The sequence below is a fragment of the Paenibacillus sp. WG02 genome, assembly GCF_055396115.1.
On the sequence record NZ_AP036016.1, the window covers coordinates 6,239,694 to 6,261,426 of the forward strand.

The window sequence follows — 21,733 nt, forward strand, 5'->3', positions numbered from 1 at the left end:
CTATATAGCCCTATCTTATGCTATAGGTAAACAAACATGTGCATATAAAAAAAATTTTCCCTCAGGAAAGTTTTTACAAGGAGGTATGTAGGGATGTTGATCCGCCCAGTCGAAAGTAACCAAGACATCATTAAGGCTTATGAAATCGAAACTTCCGTTTTTTCAAAAGAGGTTGCTGCTGCACTAGAAGCTTTTCAAATGAGAAAACAACTATTTGGGGCTTATTTTCTTGTGGCAGAAAATGAGCTAGACCATCAAATTATCGGCGTAACGAATAGCGTAAAGATCTCTAATAAAGAAATAGCTGATGATAGTATCAAGCAAGTGACACAGTACGCTGAGGATGGACAATACCTCTGTGTTCTGACCATCGCCGTGCACCCGTCCCACCAACGTCGCGGAGTTGCCACTGAACTCCTGCAACGTATCATCGAAATAGCAAGAAAAGAGGGTTTGAAGGGCATTGTTTTAATGTGTGAAGAGCATTTAATTTCATTTTACGAAAAAAATGGATTTCTTTATGAAGCTCCTTCAGCTTCTAAGCATGCTGGCATCCAGTGGCATGAAATGAATTTAATATGGAAATAAATATCGCCTCAAGCAGGAATTCCGTTCTATCGTGCGAATATAATAATGAATAATCTTTGTATATTTATTAAACAAACAAAGAAGAAAGAGAATTTAACAACTACAGCTTAACAAGGGGGAAACTTTATGTCATATTTCATGGGCATAGATTTAGGAACTTCTGCAGTCAAATGCATTCTTGTCGATGACTCCGGTCAAGTAATTGGCAGCCATAGCGTTGAATATCCGCTTCAGCAGCCCCACCCCGGATGGGCAGAGCAGCATCCGGAGGATTGGTGGAACGCCACAGTCAAGGGGATCCGCGCTCTGTTAGAGAAAACAAGCGTCGCCGGCGAAGCCGTCGCTGGCATTGGCTTCTCCGGCCAGATGCACGGGTCGGTGTTCCTGGACGAAGCGCAGCAGGTGATCCGTCCTGCGCTGCTTTGGTGCGACCAGCGCACCGCGGAGCAGTGCGCTTACATCGAGTCGACCGTCGGCGAAGCCGAGCTTGGTCGACTAACGGGCAACCGGGCGCTGACCGGCTTCACCGCGCCCAAGGTCATTTGGCTCCGGCAGCATGAGCCGGAGAACTACGCGCGCGTTCGGCATCTGCTGCTGCCGAAGGACTACGTCAGGCTGCGCCTGACGGGAGCATTCGGCATGGACATGGCCGACGCAAGCGGCACCCTGCTGCTGGACGTCGCGCACCGCAGCTGGTCGCAGACCGTCACTGAGCGGCTGGACATTCCTATGGAATGGCTGCCGCCGCTCTATGAGTCCGGCGACGTGGCCGGACAGCTGCTGCCGGAAGCAGCCAGCCTAACCGGCCTAGCCGCAGGCACGCCGGTCGTCGCTGGCGGCGGCGACCAAGCTTGCGGCGCCGTAGGTGTTGGCGTTGTACGCCAAGGCATCGCCTCCGTGGCGCTCGGCACGTCCGGTGTCGTCTTCGTTCACGACGACACGTATCAAGTGGATGAAGCTTATCGGCTTCATTCCTTCTGTCACGGTGTGCCTGGCAAGTGGCACCGTATGGGGGTCATGCTGGCCGCCGGCGGCTCGTTCCAGTGGTGGCGCAACCACTTCGCGCACGAGGAGCTTGAGCGTGCGCAGCAGGAAGGCAAAGACGTCTACGAGATCCTGACGTCTGCAGCAGCCACAGCTCCCCTCGGGAGCGAAGGCTTGCTATTCCTGCCTTACTTATCCGGTGAGCGGACGCCGCACCCCGATCCGAAGGCTCGAGGCGCCTTCATCGGCCTCAACCTACGGCACGAGAAAGCACATCTCACCCGTGCCGTTCTCGAAGGCATTACCTTCGGGCTCCGCGACTCGCTGCAACTTATACGCGAGTCCGGCATTGAAGTCACTGAACTTCGCGTGAATGGCGGCGGTGCCAGAAGTCCGTTCTGGCGTCAAATGATCGCAGACATCTTTGGGATCCCTGTGGTCACCGTTAATTCCACAGACGGCCCTGCGTATGGCGCTGCGATTATGGCCGCTTCTGGCGTACTGCAAGAAGATATTGCTGCACTCTGCGAGAAATGGATTCATGTCACCGATCGCGCAGAACCAAATGTTGATAATCAAAAACAGTATGAAGCCTACTATCAAATATATCGTGGTCTTTATGGAACTCTTCAGAACACATTCCATCAGCTAAGTGATTTGGCTGGTCATTGAACATTAAAAAGAGGTTGAACAGGAATCCTCCTGATCAGCCTCTTTTTAATACAAAAAAACCCGCCTATGCCGTCCGATTTTGGTGCTTCAAACCCGCTCTCGCAGGTGGGTGTCCGCAGAGGTGTATTTGAGGTCCCCTTTCGAGGGCATGTCAACCACACTTCAATGTAGGTCTCCCTAGAAACAGTCATTGGTTTAAAACAACTTAAAACCGTTACGAACATCGCAGGATTCTTTTGTATTTCTTATTATAGTGCCGTACCGGTTGATTATCAACTGGTAGGTTTAGTCTCTAGTCTTTTCATTCTCATCTTTTTTATGCAAGCTAATTTCGGACTTACTGTCTTCTTCACCGTCAGCTATAGCTTCTGCATGATTTTGAGCTTCCTCTTCTTGCGCTTCAGCCAGCCTCTGTTGTTCCTTCTCTTCTAGCTCTTGCTGCTTCGTTTGGAGCTTGGTGAAGCTGCGATTAAACTGCCAGAACGAGAAAGTTGCCATAATACTTCCCATAAAGAAAACAACAAGGAAGAAATTAAATTTGGTCACACAAATGTAAAGGATAGCTCCGTTACAGAGCAACAGAACAATCGAGTTAATTGGATTCCCAATGGTAATCAATACGGCATTCTTCAAGATTTGTAAAACCTTCATATGCAAATGAACCATAATCGAGAAGAAATTGAACAACGAAATGATAATAATGACCGTGAAAGCGATAAATAATACGGCCAATAATTTCAGTGAACTTCCTTGCTTTAAATAAAAGAAGTAGTTCACCGCAATGATAACGAAAATGATTACGAAGAAAATGCCACCAACCATGCTTTGTAGATAGTTTTCTTTATATCCACGGAAAAAAGTTTTCAAAAGTGGTACATCTTCTTCACCTGTAACCCATTTCCGAGCTACAGCAAACATCGCGGAAGTTGCAGGAAATAAAGTAAACGGTGCCAAAATGGCGATAATGGGTAGCGATGCCTTCAATGCATCAACCGATGGACTCACCAACCCCATAAAAGCAAAAAAGAAAACCGGAATCGAACATAACATCCAAAGCAGATTAATGACGGATAAACGCATAATCCACTCCGATATTCTGTACAGTCCTCCCATAACTCCTCTAAACTCCAAAACTGCTTCCTCCTTAGCGTTTCCTTTGGGAAACTTTCTACGTTGATTGTTAAAACGCATACATCTTAAGTTGTCTTACTTTTTCATTGGTTTAATTATAGCCTATTTTTCAACATATAGGTAGACGTCTAGTCGTTCTAGGTTCTTTTACATAGTATAGTATTGTCAAAAAGAACTACCCCCAAATCATTTTCAGGAGGTTGATACTAGTGTCTCATCCAGTGGGAATGCCCGCAGGTGTCATTTTGGTGCTTTTCATCTTACTTGTAATCATCACTTGCACTTTCGTACTGTAAATCACATATACCATGCTAAAAAGGCGAAGATCCTACTGGATCTCCGCCTCTCTTTATTGGGGTTATAACCTTATTTATTCACTAGCGTATCTTCGCTCTTACGAGGAGCTCTGGAACGATCACGGTTACCGGAGTTGTTGCTTCCGTACTCACGGTTTCTGGAAGATGAACTGCTTCCACCTTCTCTGTTTGAACCATAATCTCTGCTATCTTTACGCGGGTAACGGGAGTTCGAGCTGCTGGAACCAGTACCTGAGCTGTAACCGCCGCCTTGACGACGTTCTCCTGATCCTGAGCCATAGCCGCCGCCAACTCGTCTACCTGAGCTACGTACATCGAATTTTTTCTTTCTTGCACGAATCGGATCTTCTGGTGTTAACTCAATATTCGTTTCCTTTTTGTCACCAGTCAACAGCTTCATAGCTGCAGCAAGGAGATTTACGGAATCATATTGTTCTAACATTTGAATAGCTAAGCCTTTGAATTCTGCTTGTGTATCATTTTGAAGCACATCAAGAATACGCTCAGCTGTCATTTTTTGTTTACCTTCAATGGCTTCAGCCAAGCTAGGTAATGGTTTTTTGTTAATTTTGTGACGAGTAACTTTCTCAATAAAGTGCAAGTGATCGATTTCTCTTGGTGTTACGAAGGTCCAAGCTGTACCTTCTTTACCAGCGCGGCCTGTACGACCGATACGGTGAACATAGCTTTCTGGATCTTGCGGTAGGTCAAAGTTAATTACGTGAGTAACGCCGGATACATCTAAACCACGCGCAGCAACGTCTGTAGCTACAAGGACATCAATGCTGCCGTCACGGAATTTTCTCATCACGTTATCACGTTGATTTTGGGACAAGTCGCCATGAAGACCTTCAGCTGCATAGCCTCTTTTTTGAAGAGCTTCTGCCAATTCATCAACGCGACGTTTTGTACGACCGAAGATGATGGCTAGATCTGGAGCTTCCATGTCGATCAAACGGCTAAGCGCTTCGAATTTTTGTTTTTCGTGCAATTCGATATATGCTTGGTCAATCAAAGGAGCACTAACTTGTTTCGGGATAACCGATACGTGCTCAGGATTACGAAGAAACTGTTGTGCCAATTTTTGAATATTAGTTGGCATTGTTGCAGAGAACAACATCGTATGACGCTCTTCTGGAACCAATTTCAAAATGGATTGGATATCATCCATGAAACCCATGTCAAGCATTTCATCCGCTTCATCCAGAACCACTGTTTGTACATCGTCTAATTTGATTGTTTTACGGTTAATATGGTCAAGTAGACGTCCCGGTGTACCAATAATGATTTGCGGTTTTTTCTTCAAAGCACGAATTTGTTTAACGATATCCTGTCCACCATAGATGGGCAAGGAACGAATGCCTTTGAAACGACCGAGTTTCTCAATCTCTTCCGCAACCTGGATGGCAAGTTCCCGTGTAGGACACATGATAAGAGCAGAAATGCGCTCTTCTTTTGTATTGATTTTGTGAATAAGCGGAATACCGAAAGCCGCTGTTTTACCAGTTCCTGTTTGTGCTTGACCAATCAAATCCCGGCCTTCCATAGCCAATGGGATCGTTTTTTCTTGGATTGGCGTGGATTCTTCAAAGCCCATCTCCGTAACAGCGCGTAAAATCGCCGGCTCTAAACCAAACTCCTGAAATGTTTTCAAATATATTCAATCTCCTTTTGTACAGGGCAGGCTAATGCCTTGTATCTTTTTTACCCTTAAGTACGACTTCCTATCCGTGTCTATAGTTTTATTGGTGGAATACACTTTTGATTTAACATCTTCCATGATCCAACTGGCCGCCCTTAAGAACATCTAAAATATTATAGCACAAGTCATACACACATTTCCAGTGGCGTCTTACATAATGAGAACGAAACCTAACGCATAAGCTATACGTATTACTAGGTAGAACAATAAACGGAATAGAGGAGAGTTTCCAATGTCCATATTTAAACGAGTCAGCAGCATCCTGCGTAGTCAAAAACAAGAACCAACAACAACACCTATAGGTAATCCCCTTGAAGATGCTCGAGTTGGAGATATTGTTAATGTAGATTTAGAGGAGTATGTTGTATCCGGCAAGGTCATTTATTTTGACCGCGGGTTTGCTCCACATCGTTACGCTTATTATTTACAAAACGGCAAAAATATTCAGTGTTTGATTGTGGAAAAAGGGCGAACTTACGACTGCTTCCTTTGCAGCTTTGTCGAAGGTGCTCTTGATGATCCCAATGATGTTCCTACTCGTTTGGAGCTTGACGAAGATGTTACATTTGATTTGGAGTTTCATCGCAATGACGTCTCTAGGACTGAAGGAAATACAGACTTCCGCAGCGGAGACGACATCATCTTTTGGAGATATTTTGGACCGGACCGTAGATTCTTCTTCCTCCAATGGCAGGATGGCAAATTTATTGCTCTTGAGGGAGAGCGCACACCGGGCAATCAGATCAAATTTTTGAAATCGACGCCCTAGACAACCTATGTTATCATTAGTAATGTTTGGAAAGGAGGGATTACTGAAAAGTGAAAAGATGGACTTCATGGGTTTCTTTCATATTGATCATCGCCCTTCTAACCGCGTGCGGCGCTGATGCCGGACGTTATATTAAAGATCAGTATCCGTTAGTTAGTGTTGACGGCAAAGGAAGCAATCTCTCCAAAGTTTATTTAGTTGAAAATAAAAGCGTCCCTGCTGTGGCAACTGAGCTAGCGGCAAAAGAGTCACCGAAGGAAAAGAGCAAAGAATCCGACGATCAAATGTTCCTTGTTTATAATGATAAAGTCATTAACGTCCAAAAGGACCCCAGCGATAGTAAAAACACGCTTGTTCAGATCGATAGTATTGAATATGCCAAATCGCATTATGACTCCTCGTTCCTACAAGGTTATTTAACAGCCACTCTGCTTCAATCCTTATTCGGCGGAGGATGGTTCAATAATAAACGGCCTTACGACGACTATAGAGGCTATACCCGGACACCGACTTATAATGCAGGTAGCGGTAAGGCGACTACGCCAACAACGGATGTTTCGAAGGATAAGAAACCAACAACGTCAGATCGAACGGGCAGCTTCAAGAGCGGTACAGGCACACCAAATTCAGGCAGCAGCTCCACAACACGTAAAAACGACGGTTCAACTACGAATAAGGTAACGAAACCTTCTACTAATTCGCCAAGCACTTCTAAAAAGACGGGCTCTTTCAAAAGACGCTGATTCTTTCCTCTAAAAAGCTGTGTTCCATAAAGTGGACACAGCTTTTTTTCATTTTAAAGGATTAACTTATTTCCATTAAAGTCCATTTAATTTACCAAAGGTAAATTAAGATTGAAGTTTTAGAAGAATGAATTATACTTGCTTTATGCTGCATACTATTTTAGAGGTGATTTTTTTTGAAAAAGGCGCTAGATGCTTTCATCATTCTAGTTGGCGCACTGCTTGTCGCAGTCGGCTTCAACATGTTCCTCATTCCTCACCAACTGCTTAGCGGCGGGGTTTCTGGATTTGCCATGATTATTGGTTATTTCACAAATTTTAACATTGGTTTCTTGTATTTATTGTTTAACCTGCCATTGATGATCTGGGGATTGGTTTCAATTGGACGTAGATTTATTATGATCAGTGTAGCGTCGGTCATATTAACAGTATGGCTTATGCAAATTTTGCCTACAAGCTATGTCGCTCAGGATTCCATGCTTGGTGCTGTCTTTGGGGGAGTCCTTATCGGTATAGGAAGCGGTATCACGTTGCGTATAGGTGGCTCGAGTGGAGGCTTTGATATTGTTGGCTTGATTTTAACCCGAAAATTTGACTTCCCTCTCGGTACCCTTCTATCAGCCATGAACGGTGTGGTCATTGTTGCACTTGGCTATTTCAAGCATAATTGGGACCTTGCTCTTTACTCAATGCTTGCCATCTATATTAGCGGGAAAGTTGTCGATACCATACATATTCGCCACGTCAAAGTGACCGCCTTCATTGTAACGAAACAAAAGGATGAGTTGATTAACGAGCTGCTTCTGCTGCCTAGAGGTGTTACTTTAGTTAAGACGGAAGGCGCTTATACGAAACAGCAGCATGATATGTTAATGACCGTCACAACACGCTATGAACTCGTAGAATTAAAGCGAATTATTAAAAAGATAGACCCGAAAGCATTCGTGAATATCGTGGAAACCGTTGGTGTCGTCGGCGAATTCCGCAAGCTTAAATGATTAATCGTGCAATCAGCCTCTTTATTCCAAGTTGAATTGTGTTATAATGATACTAATTTCATATAGTTCTGGTTTCATCGTGAGTGGTTCAGGCGTAGTTCTTATTCTAATCTTTTGATTGGAAGGGTGATGCTTGTGGAGACAGTCAAATTATCCAGGATTGTAATGAAATTAACACCCGAGTTGTATCCCTTCTTAACCAGCTATGAGCTGGACTCCGAGATCGTCCTCCGATTTGGCATTGAGGCGCTCGAAGCAGAAGATGTCATGGAAATTATTCAGTTCAGTATTACGGAACATCATAAAGACGCCCTGTATCATTAAGGGGCGTCTTTTTCTGGTCAACTTTATTTAGATAATGTTATTGAGTTTGTAATAATTAGGGTATATAGGTTATGATAAGAACATGGTATACTAGAGCTAAGATAAACTAATGGAGGTGTCTGGAATGGGAGCATTATCTCCTTGGCACATCATCTTAATTGCAATTGTTGCCCTTCTTTTGTTTGGGCCTAATAAACTGCCTGAACTTGGCAGAGGTTTTGGCAAAATGTTTCGTGAATTTAAAGATGCAACGAATGGAAATGGCGGTAATTCATCTGCCGATGATCAGCCAGTACCGGTTCGTAAAGAGATTAATCCTGCAGAGGTCACGAATACAGAATCAGGACAAGTTCACAAGTAAGTGCAAACACCCGGCTAATTTGGCTACCGGGTGTTTTTTATTATTAGCTTTTTCTACGCATTACGGCTTGAGTTCCGAAAAACATACCTGCTGCTATTGCCGACATTACTGACGCAAACACATACATGCTTGCGCCTCCCCACTGCTCGCTCAACCATCCGCCCACTGAACCGCCGATAATACCTGCAAGCCCCATGAACACCATCGCAAGAATGGATTGACCCGTTGAGCCAAATTGCTCCGGAAGCAGACGCACGACATACTGTACCGCAACGATCCACAGAACAGCAAAGGTGACCATATGCGTTGTCTGTAAACCAATTAGCACCCATGGATCGCTGAAGAGCGTGTAGAGTAACCAACGGATTGTGTATAAGACTGAAACGATACCTAAGATGGTCAGTTCGTGATAACGATGTATGTACCGATTGATATACGCAAATACCGGAATTTCAGTGCATGCCGCAATGGCCCAAGCCCAGCTGACCATTGAGTCCGTAGCACCTAATTTATTCAAATATAAACCTAATAGTGCATCGTTCATACGATGCGGAATAGATATTATCAGAACCATGATCATAAACCATAAGAAGTTTTTATTTTTGAAAATCGTACCGATCGCACTTAATGTTATTCGCTGTCCGCTGCCCTTCTCGTCTTTGATAAAAGCTAGCAATAGAAATGGGAAGATCCACAACGCCCAATAAAAATAAGGTATGTTGGCTACTCCCCCTAATTCATTGAGTAAAAGACCTGAAACTAGAGCAACACCCGAGAATCCAATAGAACCCCATAATCGTACGGATCCATACGACATCCCACGCTGCGCCGTTGATTTAACAACCAAATTGTCGATGAGTGGAATGGATGGCAGTAAGAAGAAGTAAAGCAGTAAAATAAATCCAAGTGTAAGCCCGAAGCCTTTTGTTAAAAACAATCCAAAACTTCCCAGTAAGGAAAGGCTCCAAAGTAAAAACACGATGTTCCTCACGGAGTTGAACCGGTCGCTGACATATCCCCAAAATGGCTGAGCGAAAATGGAGATAAATGGACCAATCATCATTAAGAGTCCAATCTCACTAGCTGAATAGCCTTTACTATTCAAATATAAAGGTAAATAGGGCAATAAAATGGCACTAGAAGCATAGTAAAAAAAATTCACACCAGATAATGAAATAATTTGTTTATCAAGTTTCAATGAACGACTACCTTCTTTCTACAAACCTCTACAAATTTCCTCTGTGCGTAGTTTCCCGCTTGCTTTATAATAAAAGCTAGAAACAATGATTGGAGAGGACTTATACATCATGGAAATATTACTTGCTTCACTCGCCCTAATCTGGGGCAACGTAACAGCCGCTAACCCGGATGCCAGCTTTGAACAGCTCGTGCAAGCTTCTCTGAATGCGAAGAATGCTGTTGCGATTGTTCAACCCAATCCGTCCCAAGAGACGGATCCACTCGCTCCAGTCAACAAACAGGACCCACAGAAGGATGCCCCTGTTGTTAAAGGTATTTACGTAACAGCCCATAGCGCTGGAGGTTCACGCCTAAACACACTTGTAAAACTTCTGGACGACACGGAACTTAACTCCATGGTTATCGATGTTAAGGATGATTGGGGTTACATAACATGGCAAACAGGGAACGCAGAGCTTGAGGCGATGGGAACAACACAGAAAATTATTGGTAATATGCCAGGTTTAATGAGTACCTTGAATGAACATCATATTTATCCAATCGGCCGTATCGTTGTATTCAAGGACACGGTTCTTGCCAAGAAGAAACCAGAATGGTCTTTCGTCAATCCAGATGGAACTCTGTGGGGCAACGGTAAGAACCCACCGGACAGCTTCGTAAATCCGTATAACAAAGAAGTATGGGACTACAATATCGCAGTAGCAAAAGAGGCCGTAAAAGCTGGATTTAAAGAAATTCAATTCGACTACGTCCGATTCCCGGAAGGCTTCGAGAAAAGAGCTGACATTCTCAAATATACGAAAGATGAACGTTCACGTATTGATGCTGTCGCTTCTTTCGTCAAATATGCCAAAGAACAATTGCAGCCACTTGGTGTTCGTGTATCTGTTGATATATTTGGTTATGCGGCCTCTGTTCCGGCAGCCGAAGGCATTGGTCAAGATTTCGAGAAAATCTCTCAAAATGTCGATGTCATCGCTCCCATGATTTATCCAAGTCATTACAGCACAGGCTGGTTTGGCTCCAAAGTGCCGGATGCTGCGCCTTTTGTCACTATCGATGGAGCATCTAAGGATACAACCAAGAAGTTAGAAGCCATTGATAAAAAAGGTTGGAAGCCGATAGTTCGCCCTTGGATTCAAGATTTCACCGCTTCTTGGGTACCTGGTTATATCAAGTACGGCAAACATGAAGTGGAAGAACAAATACGGGCTTTGAAAGAAAACGGCGTCAATGAGTTCCTGCTATGGAACGCCAATAACAACTACACACCTGATGTAAAATACTAACTTGGAGACACCCTGGGAGCACTAAGAGCTCTCGGGGTGTTTACTTTCGTTTTCGGTTTGATTTATCATGTAATCAGGATTCATGTTACCAGAATTACCGGAGATATGTACAATCAAAGAATCTTATAGATTGACTTTATTATTCTCAATGACATAAAAGGAGTTGAAAAGCAATGAATATTGTCGCCATAACTGGAATGGATTTGACTTCCATGCAAAAGCAGATGCCGCAAGACTTGAAGGAACGCTGCCAATTTCATTGGTTTAAATCTTCAAGTGAAGCTGGGGAATACATAGCAGATGCAGATGTTATGATCACGGCTGGCCTAATGAATCCTGACATCCTCAAGAAGGCGGATAAGCTGAAATGGATGCAAACCATATCGGCTGGCGTTGATAAGCTTCCTCTCCAAGAGTTAGCACGGCGTAATGTCATACTAACCAATGCCCGTGGGGTACATACGATCCAGATGAGTGAATTTACGCTAAGTCTCATGCTGCAATGGGTTCGTAAGGCGAATCTTCTCCATGAGCGTCAGCAAAGTAAAGTATGGAACAACCAAGTCAGTTTCGGTGAGCTTTATGGTAAAACAATTGGCATTATTGGTGCTGGCGCTATTGGCGAAGCGGTTGCTCGCAAAGCTAAGGCTTTTGATATGACAGTCATTGGGCTGAATCGTTCCGGTTCGCCTGGGCCTGCCTTTGATTCGACGGTCAGCGGAGAAGAAGGTTTAACGTCTTTGCTTTCACAAAGTGATTTCGTCGTTCTTCTACTTCCTAGCACAGCTAAGACGCGAGGTTTCTTGACCAAAGAACATCTTCGCTTAATGAAACCAAGTGCTTTTTTAATCAATTTGGCTCGCGGTGATGTCATTGATGAAGAGGATTTGATCCATGCGCTGCAAGACGGCAAGCTGGCAGGCGCTGCGCTCGATGTTTTTGAGCAGGAGCCATTACCTTTAACTTCTCCCCTATGGAGCATGGATAATGTTATTCTTACTCCGCATATCGCTGGAGCTTCCATTCACTATACAGAGCGAGTTTCCACGATTTTTTATCATAATTTGAAAGCTATTTTAGATGGCACCGAAATGATGAATGTCGTTGATTTAACAGAAGGCTATTAACATACGATAACGTACCGCATCCCAAAGTTGAACTTCTAAGGATGCGGTACGTTATTTTATTTATTCGGTATGGCAGTGAGCCCTCTCATATACGGTCTCAGTGCGGCTGGCAGATAAATCGAACCATCTGCTTGCTGATGATTCTCTAGTAACGGAATTAGAATTCTTGGTGTGGCGACAGCTGTATTATTAAGGGTATAGCAATAACGAAGCTCACCATTCTTATCTCGATATCGCAAGCCGCTGCGGCGAGCTTGAAAGTCAAGAAGGCTTGACGACGAATGTGTTTCGCCATAAGCATTACGGCTTGGCATCCATGTCTCAATGTCATATTGCTTGTAGTTTTTGGCGCCCATATCTCCCGTACATACGGCAACAACACGATAAGGAAGCTCAAGTAAACCTAGAATATCCTCCGCATTCCGTGTGATTTGATCTAACATTTGATCTGCAGTGGTGGGATCATTCTCACAAAGAATCACCTGCTCGACTTTGGCAAATTGATGTACACGATATAATCCGCGTACATCTCTACCTGCTGAACCTGCTTCTTTACGGAAACAATTCGATACGGCTGCCAGTTGTATCGGCCCTTTTGATAAATCAATAATTTCATCCGCATAATACGAAACCAATGGAGCTTCCGATGTGCCAACTAACCATTTATTTTCATCCTGAAATTCGTAGGTCTGGTCCTTCCCAGCTGGGAAAAAGCCAGCATTCTGCAGCGTCTCTTCCCGTACCATCAGCGGAACATCCATCACCGTAAAACCTCGGTCAGATAGCAAATCAAGAGCAAGCTGCTGAACAGCCCTGTGTAAGTATAGCCCCATCCCTTTGAGGTAGTAATTCCTGCTTCCAGCCACCTTCACTCCGCGAGGGAAATCGAATAAATCCAGCGCCTCCCCGATTTGCATATGATCACGAGGTTCAAATTTAAACGAGGTTGGCTGACCCACCTCTTTCTGTACAACATTATCTTGATCCGTAGCCCCGAGTGGCGTATCAGGTGAAGCCAGATTCGGTACCGTAAGCATTAGTCCCTTGAACCGCTCCTCCAGTTTCGCAAGCTCCTCTTCGTACTCCGTTAATGTTCGATTCCAGCCGCGAACCTGATCTTTTAAAGCCTCGGCTTCTCTCTTGTTCTGCTCAGCCATACACTGGGCAATCTGAGCGGATGCACGATTGCGTTCTGTGCGCAGCTGATCCACTTGATGATGCAGCAGCCTTTTCTTCTCATCTACCTCAAGCAGCTCATCCAGTGGACATTCTACACCTTTATTTTGAGCCGCTTCCTTCACTTGGTCCTGATGCATTCGAATCCATTTGATATCCAACATACCACTCACCGCTTCCTTTTCTTTGATTTGAAAAAGACAAAGAACGCCCCTGTCCGATTGGGACGAGGAGCGTTCTGCTCGCGGTGCCACCCAACTTGATGACGACATTAACATGTCATCATCCGCTTGGTTCCGCGATAACGGGCGGTGCCGGTTTATTTAGAGTAAGGCGTTGTATTCTGCGCCTTACCGATCATGAACGTCTCCGAGTTGGATGCTCTTCACAGACCTAATGTCGCTTTGTATATTGAACGAAATTATAAACGAAGATATGATACAGGTCAATAGCGTTTGTTCCAATGTAGTCCTATTGGGATAAACGACTTGCCAATTCATAAAGTTCTGTATTGAAAGGACGCTTTGTATTTACAACTAAATCAATATCGGTAGCTACTAATTCACCTTTGATCACACCGCATGCTTTGGAAGAATCGCCTTCCATGAGCTTACGTACAGCGAAATCACCAAGACGGCTTGCCAAGATTCGGTCATTGTGAGTAGGAGCTCCTCCGCGTTGAATATGACCAAGAACAGTTACACGAGGCTCAATACCAACATACTCGTTAATCTGTTTAGCAATCCCATCACCGGATCCCGCTCCTTCAGCAACGAGAATAATACTGTGACGTTTACCATGGGAGAAGTTATCCTTCATACGGTTAGCCACTTCATTAATGTCGACTTCAACTTCAGGAACGATAATCGTTTCCGCACCGCTAGCTAATCCTGCGTATAGTGCGATCTCACCGCAATGACGCCCCATGACTTCTACTACGGATGAACGTTCATGCGATGTCATCGTATCACGAAGCTTGTTGATCGCATCCACAACAATGCTTACTGCTGTATCGAAACCGATCGTAAAGTCAGTGAATGGGATGTCATTGTCAATTGTACCCGGCAGACCCATCGTTTTGATTCCCAACTTGCTTAGCTTATTGGCACCTTGATAAGATCCATCTCCACCAATAACGACTAAACCATCGATGCCGCGCTTACGTAAGTTATCGGCTGCAATTTGTTGGCCTTCTGGCGTTAAAAACTCTTTACAACGAGCCGTTTGTAGAATGGTCCCCCCACGTTGAATGATATCTCCAACACTGCGCAAATCCATTTGGCGAATATCATCGTTAATTAAACCATGGTATCCACGTTGTACGGCATAAACTTCGAGACCATGGAATAATGCGCTTCTTACAACCGCACGGACGGCCGCATTCATTCCCTGAGAGTCTCCGCCGCTTGTTAGAACGGCAATTGATTTTACTGCTGACATTTCAATTCCTCCTTCAAATTACTTCTGAATGTCATTCATGATGACGTACGGATGTACATGCTATTTAGCCAGAAAAATAACCGGGTTAACGGACTATTTTTCATAAGACGCTTCGATACTTTCTTCACTTGCTGTTGGCCGTTGACCTTAGGATCCGACAAATAGAGCGCAAGCAAACCTTCGATTATCATACGATGAAATCGCGGATGTTCCAAGAACAAAATTTTGCTGCGAGCCTCTTGCACGATAAAGGCAATTCTCTCTACGGTTGCTTCCATAGATTCATAATAACTGCAAAAGTTCAGGTCTCCACCCAAAATATCTTCTTCCTGATCGATTAAATAATCAAGTAGAATATGCAGCCCGCACACATAAGGGAAATAAGCCTCCCGTATCGAATCGACCTGTTTTTCACTCAAATGAGGATCACAAGCCGCAAGGAAAAGCATAAACATGCCTAACGTTGAACCTGTGGCTGCTGCAAATTCATTCCAAGAAATTTGGCTATACCTATGATGATGTTGATCCCACCACTGATGTAGCTCAGGCTCCCGCATATCCTTGCGAATATGCTTGTACACCTGTAAATCGCAGTACAAGGCCACGAATTCTCGCACCTGATCGGCTACTTGTTTATAGGACGGAAGCAGACTAATACAAGACTGACACTTTTGGACGAGATCTGTTAAGTAGTCTCCGTCCTCTTTCTCTTGTCTGTATGCATAGTAATCGTTCAAAGGCTTAGAGGGATCAACAGCATCCAGCATCGATTGGTGCAATTGACGGAAATCCTGGGGATCCAAGGATGTGCTTCGGTCACATAGATTATCTAAATAATCGCTAATCGTTTGAAACGCAACAATGAGCGGGATGAGTACATGACGCATCGATAAATTAGCAGCCGCATAAACAGCGCCACCTTGACAATGAAATTGTTTTGTAGCGATGCTAGCAAGTGCTTGGGTACGCAGCTCACTATCTGGGATATTTTCCGCCTTTGCTTTCCACATGGAAAGCTGATCGCTTACGTCCGGTAAAATATATCGGTACACCCTGACCATTAATCGTATTGGGCCTTGTGGAACCTTTGTGCTACTTCTGTCCAATTGCTTCAAGCAGACTTCCTCCACAACTTTGTTCATAGCAATACTGCAACAATAACTGCATTTCATATCGTTGAATATGCCGCAACCATTGATCAACAATAGGATTTTGAACCAGGGATACTTGTAACTCGACGATATCGATGAAGACACAAGGGATCCATTCCGGAGAAGTAATCAGCACTTCAAGCTTCTGACGAAGGGCTTCATTGTCCAAATCCGCAAAGTCTTTTACTGTCAAATATTCACTCACAAATTGTAGTAAGTTAGAGAAAATGGGATGATGACCAACATCGTTGAACCAATACTTCGCATTGCTGTAGTCCCCCTCCATCCGATGCATCAAAGCATGCCAATAGCTGCCTGTTGCATTCGTGATTTCCTGGGCAATATCATGGGATTTATCTAAACTCTCATTCAGTAAAAAAAGACCCGCTTTAATCGCCAATCCATAAGACTCTTGCCCCGGACTGCCTTGAGTCATCATAGCTGGGACAAGCGCTTCAATGCGTGCATCCATGCTTCCATCCCATTCTTCAATTGGATATAAAGCAGGCAGATGCTCCAAGAGCGGCTTTGCAATAGCTTCCAGCCAGTTATCCCCATCCTTATTGCTATGCATGCAGTCATTCTCCCTTCATTGACAACCATTATTGGTGGGTTTTCGATTCCAATTCCTGATTCGCCCGGAACCAAAGATGAAGATCATTTATGATAGAAGCTACGTCAGCAATTTCGGAATTCAAACGACATGATGTGGGAAAATCGTCTTCCTTGTCCAGCTGATTTTGTTTGTAAATAATCGTCGTTTCTAACTTCATAATACGGTCAGGTATGGCACCGCGAATTTGTTCCCAATGTAATAGAATATCGACACGCACACTGGGCGGATAAGAATCCCACTCTTCTTCTAACACAGGAATCTCAATTCCGAGCCTGGCATCATACTGGAAATAGCAGCTCATTCTTCTGTTAAACCTCCTTGCAGTAAAAACATGCTGCGACTTGTTCAAGAAACATTCTACCTTTAAATGTATCACTTCAAACCTTGGGTTTCCAGTTAAAATTGTATGTCAACCTGATTTCATTTTCTGGTATACTTAAATAACGTTTTTAAAAGGGAATATTTAGTAAGAGTTCCTCTTACGAAGCTAGTTTTGCTCGAGCAAAACTCTAAGGAGTGCGATTTGGATGACCGCTAAGACAATCAAAGAAAACATCACATGGAAACAGCTTATCTCCTTTTTCCTCCCCCTCGGCCTTTCCGCAACACTAGTTACCCTCTCGCATGTTATTATCAACAGCACCTTGGCCAGGGCCGATAATCCGGAAGTGGTCATTGCCAGCTATGCGCTGCCTTTAAGCTTACTTGGCCTAACCGAAAGACCCGTTGTTTTGCTGCGGCAAGCTTGCTCAGCACTTGTAAGAGACCGCATCTCATTTCGAGCCATGGCAGCAGTTAGTACATATGTATTCGCGTGTATCATCCTAATTGGTCTCATTATATGTTATACACCTGTTGGGGAATGGGTATTTCTTTATTTTTTTGGAGTTGAACGTGAGCTGTTAGACACTACACTTAGTGTTTATCGCATCTTGATGTATGTGAGCATTTTCTCAGGACTGCGGTGCTTATTTCACGGTATCATTATTTTTAATATGAGGACCAAATGGTTGACCATTGGTATGTGTGTGCGAATCATCGCCATGTATTTGTTATCGTTATATTTTATTACGACAAATCATGTTTCTAGCGGCCGTGTTGGCGCCATTATTTTCTTAGTGGGAATGATTATTGAAGCTATGGTTGCTGTATGGGAAGGAACTAACTTACTTCGAACCATCATACCAGAAAAGGCCCCTAATCATCCGATTGAAACCAAACAACAAATTTTCAGCTTCTATAAGCCCCTTTTATATTCTTCGATCATTGCCGTCATCATTGGACCCGCCATAAATGCCATATTAGGCAAAACAACGCATATTCATTTAGCGATATCTTCTTATGCGATTGCCGGTTCCTTGACGCAATTGGTTTTGAGCTTCTTCTCTTATATTCATCAAATTGTTTTGAATTTCTATCGCAAAGATGCCAGAAGTGTCGTACGTTTCGTAATCCTTCTTAGCTTTATACCAGGAGCATTAATCGCAATTCTTGCCTATACATCTCTCGGACCTTGGTTTATGACACATGTCATGGGTGTTAATTCCGAACTGATGCATGCAAGCTTACTAGCCATGCGTATATTTATGATCATGACAATTGTATTCCCGTGGCTTGATTACATGAACGGCATTATTATGCTGAGAGGCCAAACGAAAATCATGGTTTTCTCTCAAACTGCGAATGCTATCGTTACCGTGTTAACCTTATTCATCGTCATAGCCAATGCACCCGGTTGGAATGGCTTGATCGGTGCTCTCGCGCAATCGGTTGGTATGCTTGCAGAGCTTCTAGTCGTGCTTTTTGTACTCAAACGAACGTCCGAAAACGGACAAACGAATTTTTCTACAGAAAATTTGTAAAGAAATCGAGTGATAACTACTGATGAAAACGTCTATATCTACAAAGCCACAAGACCATCTGCTCAAATTGTTCACGTTTTCCTTTTTTATGACAATGGGGATTGTTGTTACTTTTTTCCCGCTTTACTTTGATTACAAAGGATATTCCAAGCTTCAAATCGGTTTGCTATATGCCATAGGGCCACTGATTGGGATAGCAACCAACTTGCTGTGGGGATTTCTTAGTGATCGCTTCCAAACGGTTAAGAAAATCATGATCATTCTGATTATTGGGCAGCTGATCACTGCGATCTTGGTATTTACCGCAGGCTGGTTCTCCTTGCTATACATATGTTTAGCGATGTTTTTCTTCTTCCAGCAGCCCGTAAATTCATTGAATGACAGCCAGTTAATGCTAAGTATTCGAGATAGCGGTAAAAGCTATGCCTCTTTCCGCGTCTGGGGGTCCATCGGTTTCGCCGTATCTGCCGGAGGTTTTGGGTTAATTCTTAGATACTACGGCACAGGGCTAACGCCAGTACTATGCCTGCTTACCATCAGCTGCACGTTAGTCATTATCTTCTTGTTAAAAGATGCGCGCCAAGGCGGCAAGAAAATGGCATTCGGAGGCATGCTCGATATCATTCGATCCAAGAAGTTCGTCTGGTTCTTAGTATTAATTATTATTATGTCCGTTTCACATCGTTTCAACGATGGATTCCTAGCCTTGTACATGCGCCAGCTTGGGGCATCTGATTCCCTGATTGGCTATGCTTGGATGACCTCGGCACTGAGTGAAATTCCGGTGTTTTTCTTTCTAAGCAAACATGGACATAGGTTCAAAGAATTACCCCTGCTTGCCTTCGCCGGAATCATATATGCCGTTCGTTTCTTCATTATGGGTTCTATTCAAGATCCCGCTTGGGTCATTGGGGTTCAATTGTTACACAGTTTAACATTCGGTATCTTCTTATTTACGGCTAATCGCTATATTAGCCAAATTATTCCTGATGAATATCGCTCTTCTGGGCAAGCCATCTTCGCTGTGGCATGGTCAAGTATTGCAGGACTAATTAGCGGCACGTTGGGCGGTTGGATTTTTGATTTAGCTGGTGGAAGCACTGTCTATATCATTGCAGCTTGCTTATCGATCGTCGCGGCTATTGGGTTTCTGGGCACTCATATTTTTCAAAACGATGAAGGTGAAAGTATGCCAAGTGGCCGCTAAGTTTTAAATTGAAAGGGTTGATCACGTGTTAGCCATTGAACGGTTATCTCACAGCTTCCGCACAGGCCAAGAAGAAACTCCCGTTCTTCATGAGCTGAATTTCCGAGTAGAGCAAGGAGAAATGGTTGCTCTGCTCGGCAGTTCAGGCTCTGGGAAATCAACACTGCTAAATTTAATGGCAGGCCTAATGAAGCCCACCCGTGGCAGTATTTTAATCGCTGGACAGGCCATAGAGAAAATGAGCGAAAACCGCTTGGCGGAATTTCGGCGGACTCATATCGGATTTATCTTCCAATCTTATGAATTAATACCACATTTAACCGTTCGCGAGAATGTGGAACTGCCACTTGTCTTCCAAAGTGTCGCAAGTCATGAACGTAAACAAAGAGCGTTGGCTCTCCTGCAGCAAGTTGGTATCGGGGATAAATCTGATATGTTTCCTTCACAGTTATCTGGAGGACAACAACAACGTGTCAGTATTGCCCGATCCTTGATTACGAATCCAGCTATCGTCTTTGCTGATGAACCAACAGGTAATCTGGATACGAAAACGGAGAAAGAGATCATCGATCTACTCATTGATTTGAACCAGAATGGCATTACGTTCGTTATTGTTACCCATGAGCATGAAGTTGCACGCAGAACGCAGCGCATTTTGCAGCTTCGCGATGGTTATTTACTGGAAGGAAACGAGCAGGAAGGTGAAGCTGGATGAAACTTAAGGATTACCTTCGTCTAGGCTGGGACCAACTGCAGCGACGCAAGGTTGTGACAGCGCTTTGTACGGTCGGAATTGCCATTGGTTCGGCTTCCATTATGGTTGCTCTTGGCTTTGGCGAATCGATACAACACTACAGCCAGAAGCAAATGAGCTTCTATCTCAAAACCGATGAAATCACCATCGTTGACCCAAACAGCGATCCTAGCAGTCCTTCTAAAGTTACGACAAGTAAGCTCGATCTCATTCGTACTTTTCCTCATGTTAAATCGGTAGCTAGTTTTCAAAATTTAGGACAATTCAGATTCACTGTCGATGACGGCAAAGAAAGCTACCTAGACCTCAAGGCTACGGAGTTGAGTACTTTAGAGGACTTCGACGCTAAGTTCCAACAGGGTGGGGCTAGTGATCAGATCAATAATATTGTTCTCAATTATGGGGCTACGCTTGGCGTTTTGGATATAAAGACCGCGGAAGTACGTAATAAACTCATGCAGCAAAATCCTAGCAAGGAACAGTCCGAAACTTACCGTCAGATGGGTGCTATTCCTTACCCCCTCTATCAAAAGCAAATCTCGCTAAAATCGAATAATAACCAAGATCAACCGGGGAACCAGTCAGGACCGAAAACCATCCAACCAAATGAGGTGACAGTTCGTGTCATTGGCGTACTGAAGAAGCCTGATGGATTACCAGAATCCATGCTGCAAGGGAACAAAACCGCTTATGTATCCCCTGAAACAGGTCTCAAAATCCTACAAGCCCAAAATAAGTCCTCAACAAATAGTCATGTTCAGTATTCAGAAGTTAGAGTCAAAGTAGATAACAGTATGAATGTAAAACAAGTAGATGAAATGATTAAAAAACTACAACTCACAACGCAGACTAATTTGTATCAAGAAGATCGCATGAAAGGCGAGTTCGCCATTGTTAGGTTGCTGCTCACCGGTGTTGGCCTCTTTGTACTCTTCGTAGCTTCCATTTCCATCGTGGTCGCGATGACCATGTCCACTCATCAGCGTCGGCGACAGATCGGAATCATGAAAGTACTTGGCGCAAATTTGAAACAAATCCGCAATATGTTTATCGTGGAATCTTCACTTCTGGGCATGCTAGGTGGTTTTGTTGGTATATTGCTCTCGTATTGGGTCATCTGGGGAATTAATTTGATCATTATCAAATTTAGCTCCAATAACCGAGGGGATCCTGTTGAAATCTTATTTATAAGCCTATGGATTCTTCCAGTCGGTATGTTTTTTGCGATTATGACGGGCGTTCTTTCGGGTTTATACCCGGCAGTTAAAGCCTCTCGAACCGATGCACTAACAGCAATTAAACGAGAATAGGAGATTGTTTAG

At 43.9% G+C, this 21,733-nt stretch carries 21 protein-coding genes and 1 other RNA gene; 13 read left to right on the forward strand and 9 right to left on the reverse strand.

Translation table 11 applies throughout. The annotated features are described in order from the left end of the window. Positions 1–93: 93 nt before the first annotated feature. Both ACBP55_RS28240 and xylB read left to right on the forward strand, forming a co-directional pair. Positions 94–588, forward strand: coding sequence for a GNAT family N-acetyltransferase (locus tag ACBP55_RS28240; RefSeq protein ID WP_464646363.1), 495 nt, complete (start codon positions 94–96; stop codon positions 586–588). A 126-nt stretch (positions 589–714) separates the two neighbouring features. Beyond that, entirely contained in the window at positions 715–2,244 is a 1,530-nt protein-coding gene (gene xylB, locus ACBP55_RS28245; protein ID WP_464646365.1) for a xylulokinase, read from the forward strand. 53 nt (positions 2,245–2,297) lie between these two features. Here the strand turns inward: xylB and ssrS are convergent. The 3 genes from ssrS to ACBP55_RS28260 form a co-directional block, all read right to left on the reverse strand. Next, positions 2,298–2,479: non-coding RNA, 6S RNA (gene ssrS / locus ACBP55_RS28250), on the reverse strand. Positions 2,480–2,529: 50 nt separating this feature from the next. Beyond that, positions 2,530–3,375: a YesL family protein gene (locus ACBP55_RS28255; RefSeq protein ID WP_464646367.1), complete on the reverse strand. Its 846-nt coding sequence runs from the start codon at positions 3,373–3,375 to the stop codon at positions 2,530–2,532. A 366-nt stretch (positions 3,376–3,741) separates the two neighbouring features. Then, positions 3,742–5,346 carry a DEAD/DEAH box helicase gene (locus ACBP55_RS28260; RefSeq protein ID WP_464646369.1) on the reverse strand — a complete coding sequence of 535 codons (1,605 nt, stop codon included), beginning with the start codon at positions 5,344–5,346 and terminating at the stop codon, positions 3,742–3,744. Between the two features lie 280 nt (positions 5,347–5,626). On the opposite strand from ACBP55_RS28260, the gene ACBP55_RS28265 reads away from it, so the two are divergent. The 5 genes from ACBP55_RS28265 (at position 5,627) to ACBP55_RS28285 (ending at position 8,589) form a co-directional block, all read left to right on the forward strand. After that, the gene (locus ACBP55_RS28265) at positions 5,627–6,163 is read left to right on the forward strand and encodes a DUF4178 domain-containing protein (RefSeq protein ID WP_464646371.1); all 537 of its coding nucleotides are present in this window, start codon (positions 5,627–5,629) and stop codon (positions 6,161–6,163) included. Between the two features lie 50 nt (positions 6,164–6,213). Next, positions 6,214–6,906: a DUF4247 domain-containing protein gene (locus ACBP55_RS28270; protein ID WP_464646373.1), complete on the forward strand. Its 693-nt coding sequence runs from the start codon at positions 6,214–6,216 to the stop codon at positions 6,904–6,906. A 176-nt stretch (positions 6,907–7,082) separates the two neighbouring features. Beyond that, complete coding sequence (locus tag ACBP55_RS28275) at positions 7,083–7,904, forward strand: YitT family protein (RefSeq protein WP_464646375.1); 822 nt, start codon at positions 7,083–7,085, stop codon at positions 7,902–7,904. 129 nt (positions 7,905–8,033) lie between these two features. Further along, on the forward strand, positions 8,034–8,228 hold the full coding sequence (locus ACBP55_RS28280; protein ID WP_029193437.1) for a hypothetical protein: 195 nt from the start codon (positions 8,034–8,036) through the stop codon (positions 8,226–8,228). Positions 8,229–8,352: 124 nt separating this feature from the next. Then, positions 8,353–8,589 (forward strand): Sec-independent protein translocase subunit TatA/TatB, encoded by a 237-nt coding sequence (locus tag ACBP55_RS28285; protein WP_464646377.1) that lies wholly within the window; start codon positions 8,353–8,355, stop codon positions 8,587–8,589. A 43-nt stretch (positions 8,590–8,632) separates the two neighbouring features. On the opposite strand, the gene ACBP55_RS28290 is transcribed toward ACBP55_RS28285, so the two are convergent. Beyond that, positions 8,633–9,787 (reverse strand): MFS transporter, encoded by a 1,155-nt coding sequence (locus ACBP55_RS28290; protein ID WP_173185550.1) that lies wholly within the window; start codon positions 9,785–9,787, stop codon positions 8,633–8,635. A gap of 109 nt (positions 9,788–9,896) precedes the next feature. On the opposite strand from ACBP55_RS28290, the gene ACBP55_RS28295 reads away from it, so the two are divergent. Together ACBP55_RS28295 and ACBP55_RS28300 are read left to right on the forward strand one after the other, a co-directional pair. After that, positions 9,897–11,078: a putative glycoside hydrolase gene (locus tag ACBP55_RS28295; protein WP_464646380.1), complete on the forward strand. Its 1,182-nt coding sequence runs from the start codon at positions 9,897–9,899 to the stop codon at positions 11,076–11,078. A 173-nt stretch (positions 11,079–11,251) separates the two neighbouring features. After that, on the forward strand, positions 11,252–12,205 hold the full coding sequence (locus ACBP55_RS28300) for a D-2-hydroxyacid dehydrogenase (protein WP_464646382.1): 954 nt from the start codon (positions 11,252–11,254) through the stop codon (positions 12,203–12,205). A 56-nt stretch (positions 12,206–12,261) separates the two neighbouring features. Here the strand turns inward: ACBP55_RS28300 and serS are convergent, their stop codons facing one another. The 5 genes from serS to ACBP55_RS28325 all read right to left on the reverse strand — a co-directional run bounded on the left by serS (position 12,262) and on the right by ACBP55_RS28325 (position 16,889). Further along, the gene (gene serS / locus ACBP55_RS28305) at positions 12,262–13,545 is read right to left on the reverse strand and encodes a serine--tRNA ligase (RefSeq protein ID WP_464653427.1); all 1,284 of its coding nucleotides are present in this window, start codon (positions 13,543–13,545) and stop codon (positions 12,262–12,264) included. A gap of 307 nt (positions 13,546–13,852) precedes the next feature. Further along, positions 13,853–14,821 carry a 6-phosphofructokinase gene (gene pfkA / locus ACBP55_RS28310; RefSeq protein ID WP_464646384.1) on the reverse strand — a complete coding sequence of 323 codons (969 nt, stop codon included), beginning with the start codon at positions 14,819–14,821 and terminating at the stop codon, positions 13,853–13,855. Positions 14,822–14,856: 35 nt separating this feature from the next. Further along, a complete protein-coding gene (locus tag ACBP55_RS28315; RefSeq protein ID WP_464653428.1) occupies positions 14,857–15,882 on the reverse strand; it encodes a tetraprenyl-beta-curcumene synthase family protein in 1,026 nt (341 codons plus the stop codon). Between the two features lie 31 nt (positions 15,883–15,913). After that, positions 15,914–16,546: a hypothetical protein gene (locus ACBP55_RS28320; protein WP_173185547.1), complete on the reverse strand. Its 633-nt coding sequence runs from the start codon at positions 16,544–16,546 to the stop codon at positions 15,914–15,916. A gap of 28 nt (positions 16,547–16,574) precedes the next feature. Continuing rightward, positions 16,575–16,889: a hypothetical protein gene (locus ACBP55_RS28325; RefSeq protein WP_464646387.1), complete on the reverse strand. Its 315-nt coding sequence runs from the start codon at positions 16,887–16,889 to the stop codon at positions 16,575–16,577. A gap of 226 nt (positions 16,890–17,115) precedes the next feature. On the opposite strand from ACBP55_RS28325, the gene ACBP55_RS28330 reads away from it, so the two are divergent. Genes ACBP55_RS28330 through ACBP55_RS28345 form a run of 4 tightly spaced genes read left to right on the forward strand, consistent with a single transcriptional unit; the run spans position 17,116 to position 21,721 of the window. After that, on the forward strand, positions 17,116–18,450 hold the full coding sequence (locus ACBP55_RS28330; RefSeq protein ID WP_464646389.1) for a multi antimicrobial extrusion protein MatE: 1,335 nt from the start codon (positions 17,116–17,118) through the stop codon (positions 18,448–18,450). A 22-nt stretch (positions 18,451–18,472) separates the two neighbouring features. Next, entirely contained in the window at positions 18,473–19,657 is a 1,185-nt protein-coding gene (locus ACBP55_RS28335; RefSeq protein WP_464646391.1) for an MFS transporter, read from the forward strand. Positions 19,658–19,682: 25 nt separating this feature from the next. Further along, entirely contained in the window at positions 19,683–20,372 is a 690-nt protein-coding gene (locus ACBP55_RS28340) for an ABC transporter ATP-binding protein (RefSeq protein ID WP_464646392.1), read from the forward strand. Continuing rightward, entirely contained in the window at positions 20,369–21,721 is a 1,353-nt protein-coding gene (locus tag ACBP55_RS28345) for an ABC transporter permease (RefSeq protein WP_464646394.1), read from the forward strand. Before ACBP55_RS28340 ends, ACBP55_RS28345 begins: the two co-directional genes overlap by 4 nt. The last annotated feature ends 12 nt before the right edge of the window (positions 21,722–21,733 follow it).

What these genes read in the sequence shown, in the direction of transcription:
- ACBP55_RS28240 (WP_464646363.1), top strand. Translation starts at nt 94, where the DNA reads ATGTTGATCCGCCCAGTCGAAAGTAACCAAGACATCATTAAGGCTTAT.
- xylB (WP_464646365.1), top strand. Translation starts at nt 715, where the DNA reads ATGTCATATTTCATGGGCATAGATTTAGGAACTTCTGCAGTCAAATGC.
- ACBP55_RS28265 (WP_464646371.1), top strand. Translation starts at nt 5,627, where the DNA reads ATGTCCATATTTAAACGAGTCAGCAGCATCCTGCGTAGTCAAAAACAA.
- ACBP55_RS28280 (WP_029193437.1), top strand. Translation starts at nt 8,034, where the DNA reads ATGCTTGTGGAGACAGTCAAATTATCCAGGATTGTAATGAAATTAACA.
- ACBP55_RS28285 (WP_464646377.1), top strand. Translation starts at nt 8,353, where the DNA reads ATGGGAGCATTATCTCCTTGGCACATCATCTTAATTGCAATTGTTGCC.
- ACBP55_RS28295 (WP_464646380.1), top strand. Translation starts at nt 9,897, where the DNA reads ATGGAAATATTACTTGCTTCACTCGCCCTAATCTGGGGCAACGTAACA.
- ACBP55_RS28300 (WP_464646382.1), top strand. Translation starts at nt 11,252, where the DNA reads ATGAATATTGTCGCCATAACTGGAATGGATTTGACTTCCATGCAAAAG.
- serS (WP_464653427.1), bottom strand. Translation starts at nt 13,545, where the DNA reads ATGTTGGATATCAAATGGATTCGAATGCATCAGGACCAAGTGAAGGAA.
- pfkA (WP_464646384.1), bottom strand. Translation starts at nt 14,821, where the DNA reads ATGTCAGCAGTAAAATCAATTGCCGTTCTAACAAGCGGCGGAGACTCT.
- ACBP55_RS28315 (WP_464653428.1), bottom strand. Translation starts at nt 15,882, where the DNA reads ATGGTCAGGGTGTACCGATATATTTTACCGGACGTAAGCGATCAGCTT.
- ACBP55_RS28320 (WP_173185547.1), bottom strand. Translation starts at nt 16,546, where the DNA reads ATGCATAGCAATAAGGATGGGGATAACTGGCTGGAAGCTATTGCAAAG.
- ACBP55_RS28325 (WP_464646387.1), bottom strand. Translation starts at nt 16,889, where the DNA reads ATGAGCTGCTATTTCCAGTATGATGCCAGGCTCGGAATTGAGATTCCT.
- ACBP55_RS28330 (WP_464646389.1), top strand. Translation starts at nt 17,116, where the DNA reads ATGACCGCTAAGACAATCAAAGAAAACATCACATGGAAACAGCTTATC.
- ACBP55_RS28335 (WP_464646391.1), top strand. Translation starts at nt 18,473, where the DNA reads ATGAAAACGTCTATATCTACAAAGCCACAAGACCATCTGCTCAAATTG.
- ACBP55_RS28345 (WP_464646394.1), top strand. Translation starts at nt 20,369, where the DNA reads ATGAAACTTAAGGATTACCTTCGTCTAGGCTGGGACCAACTGCAGCGA.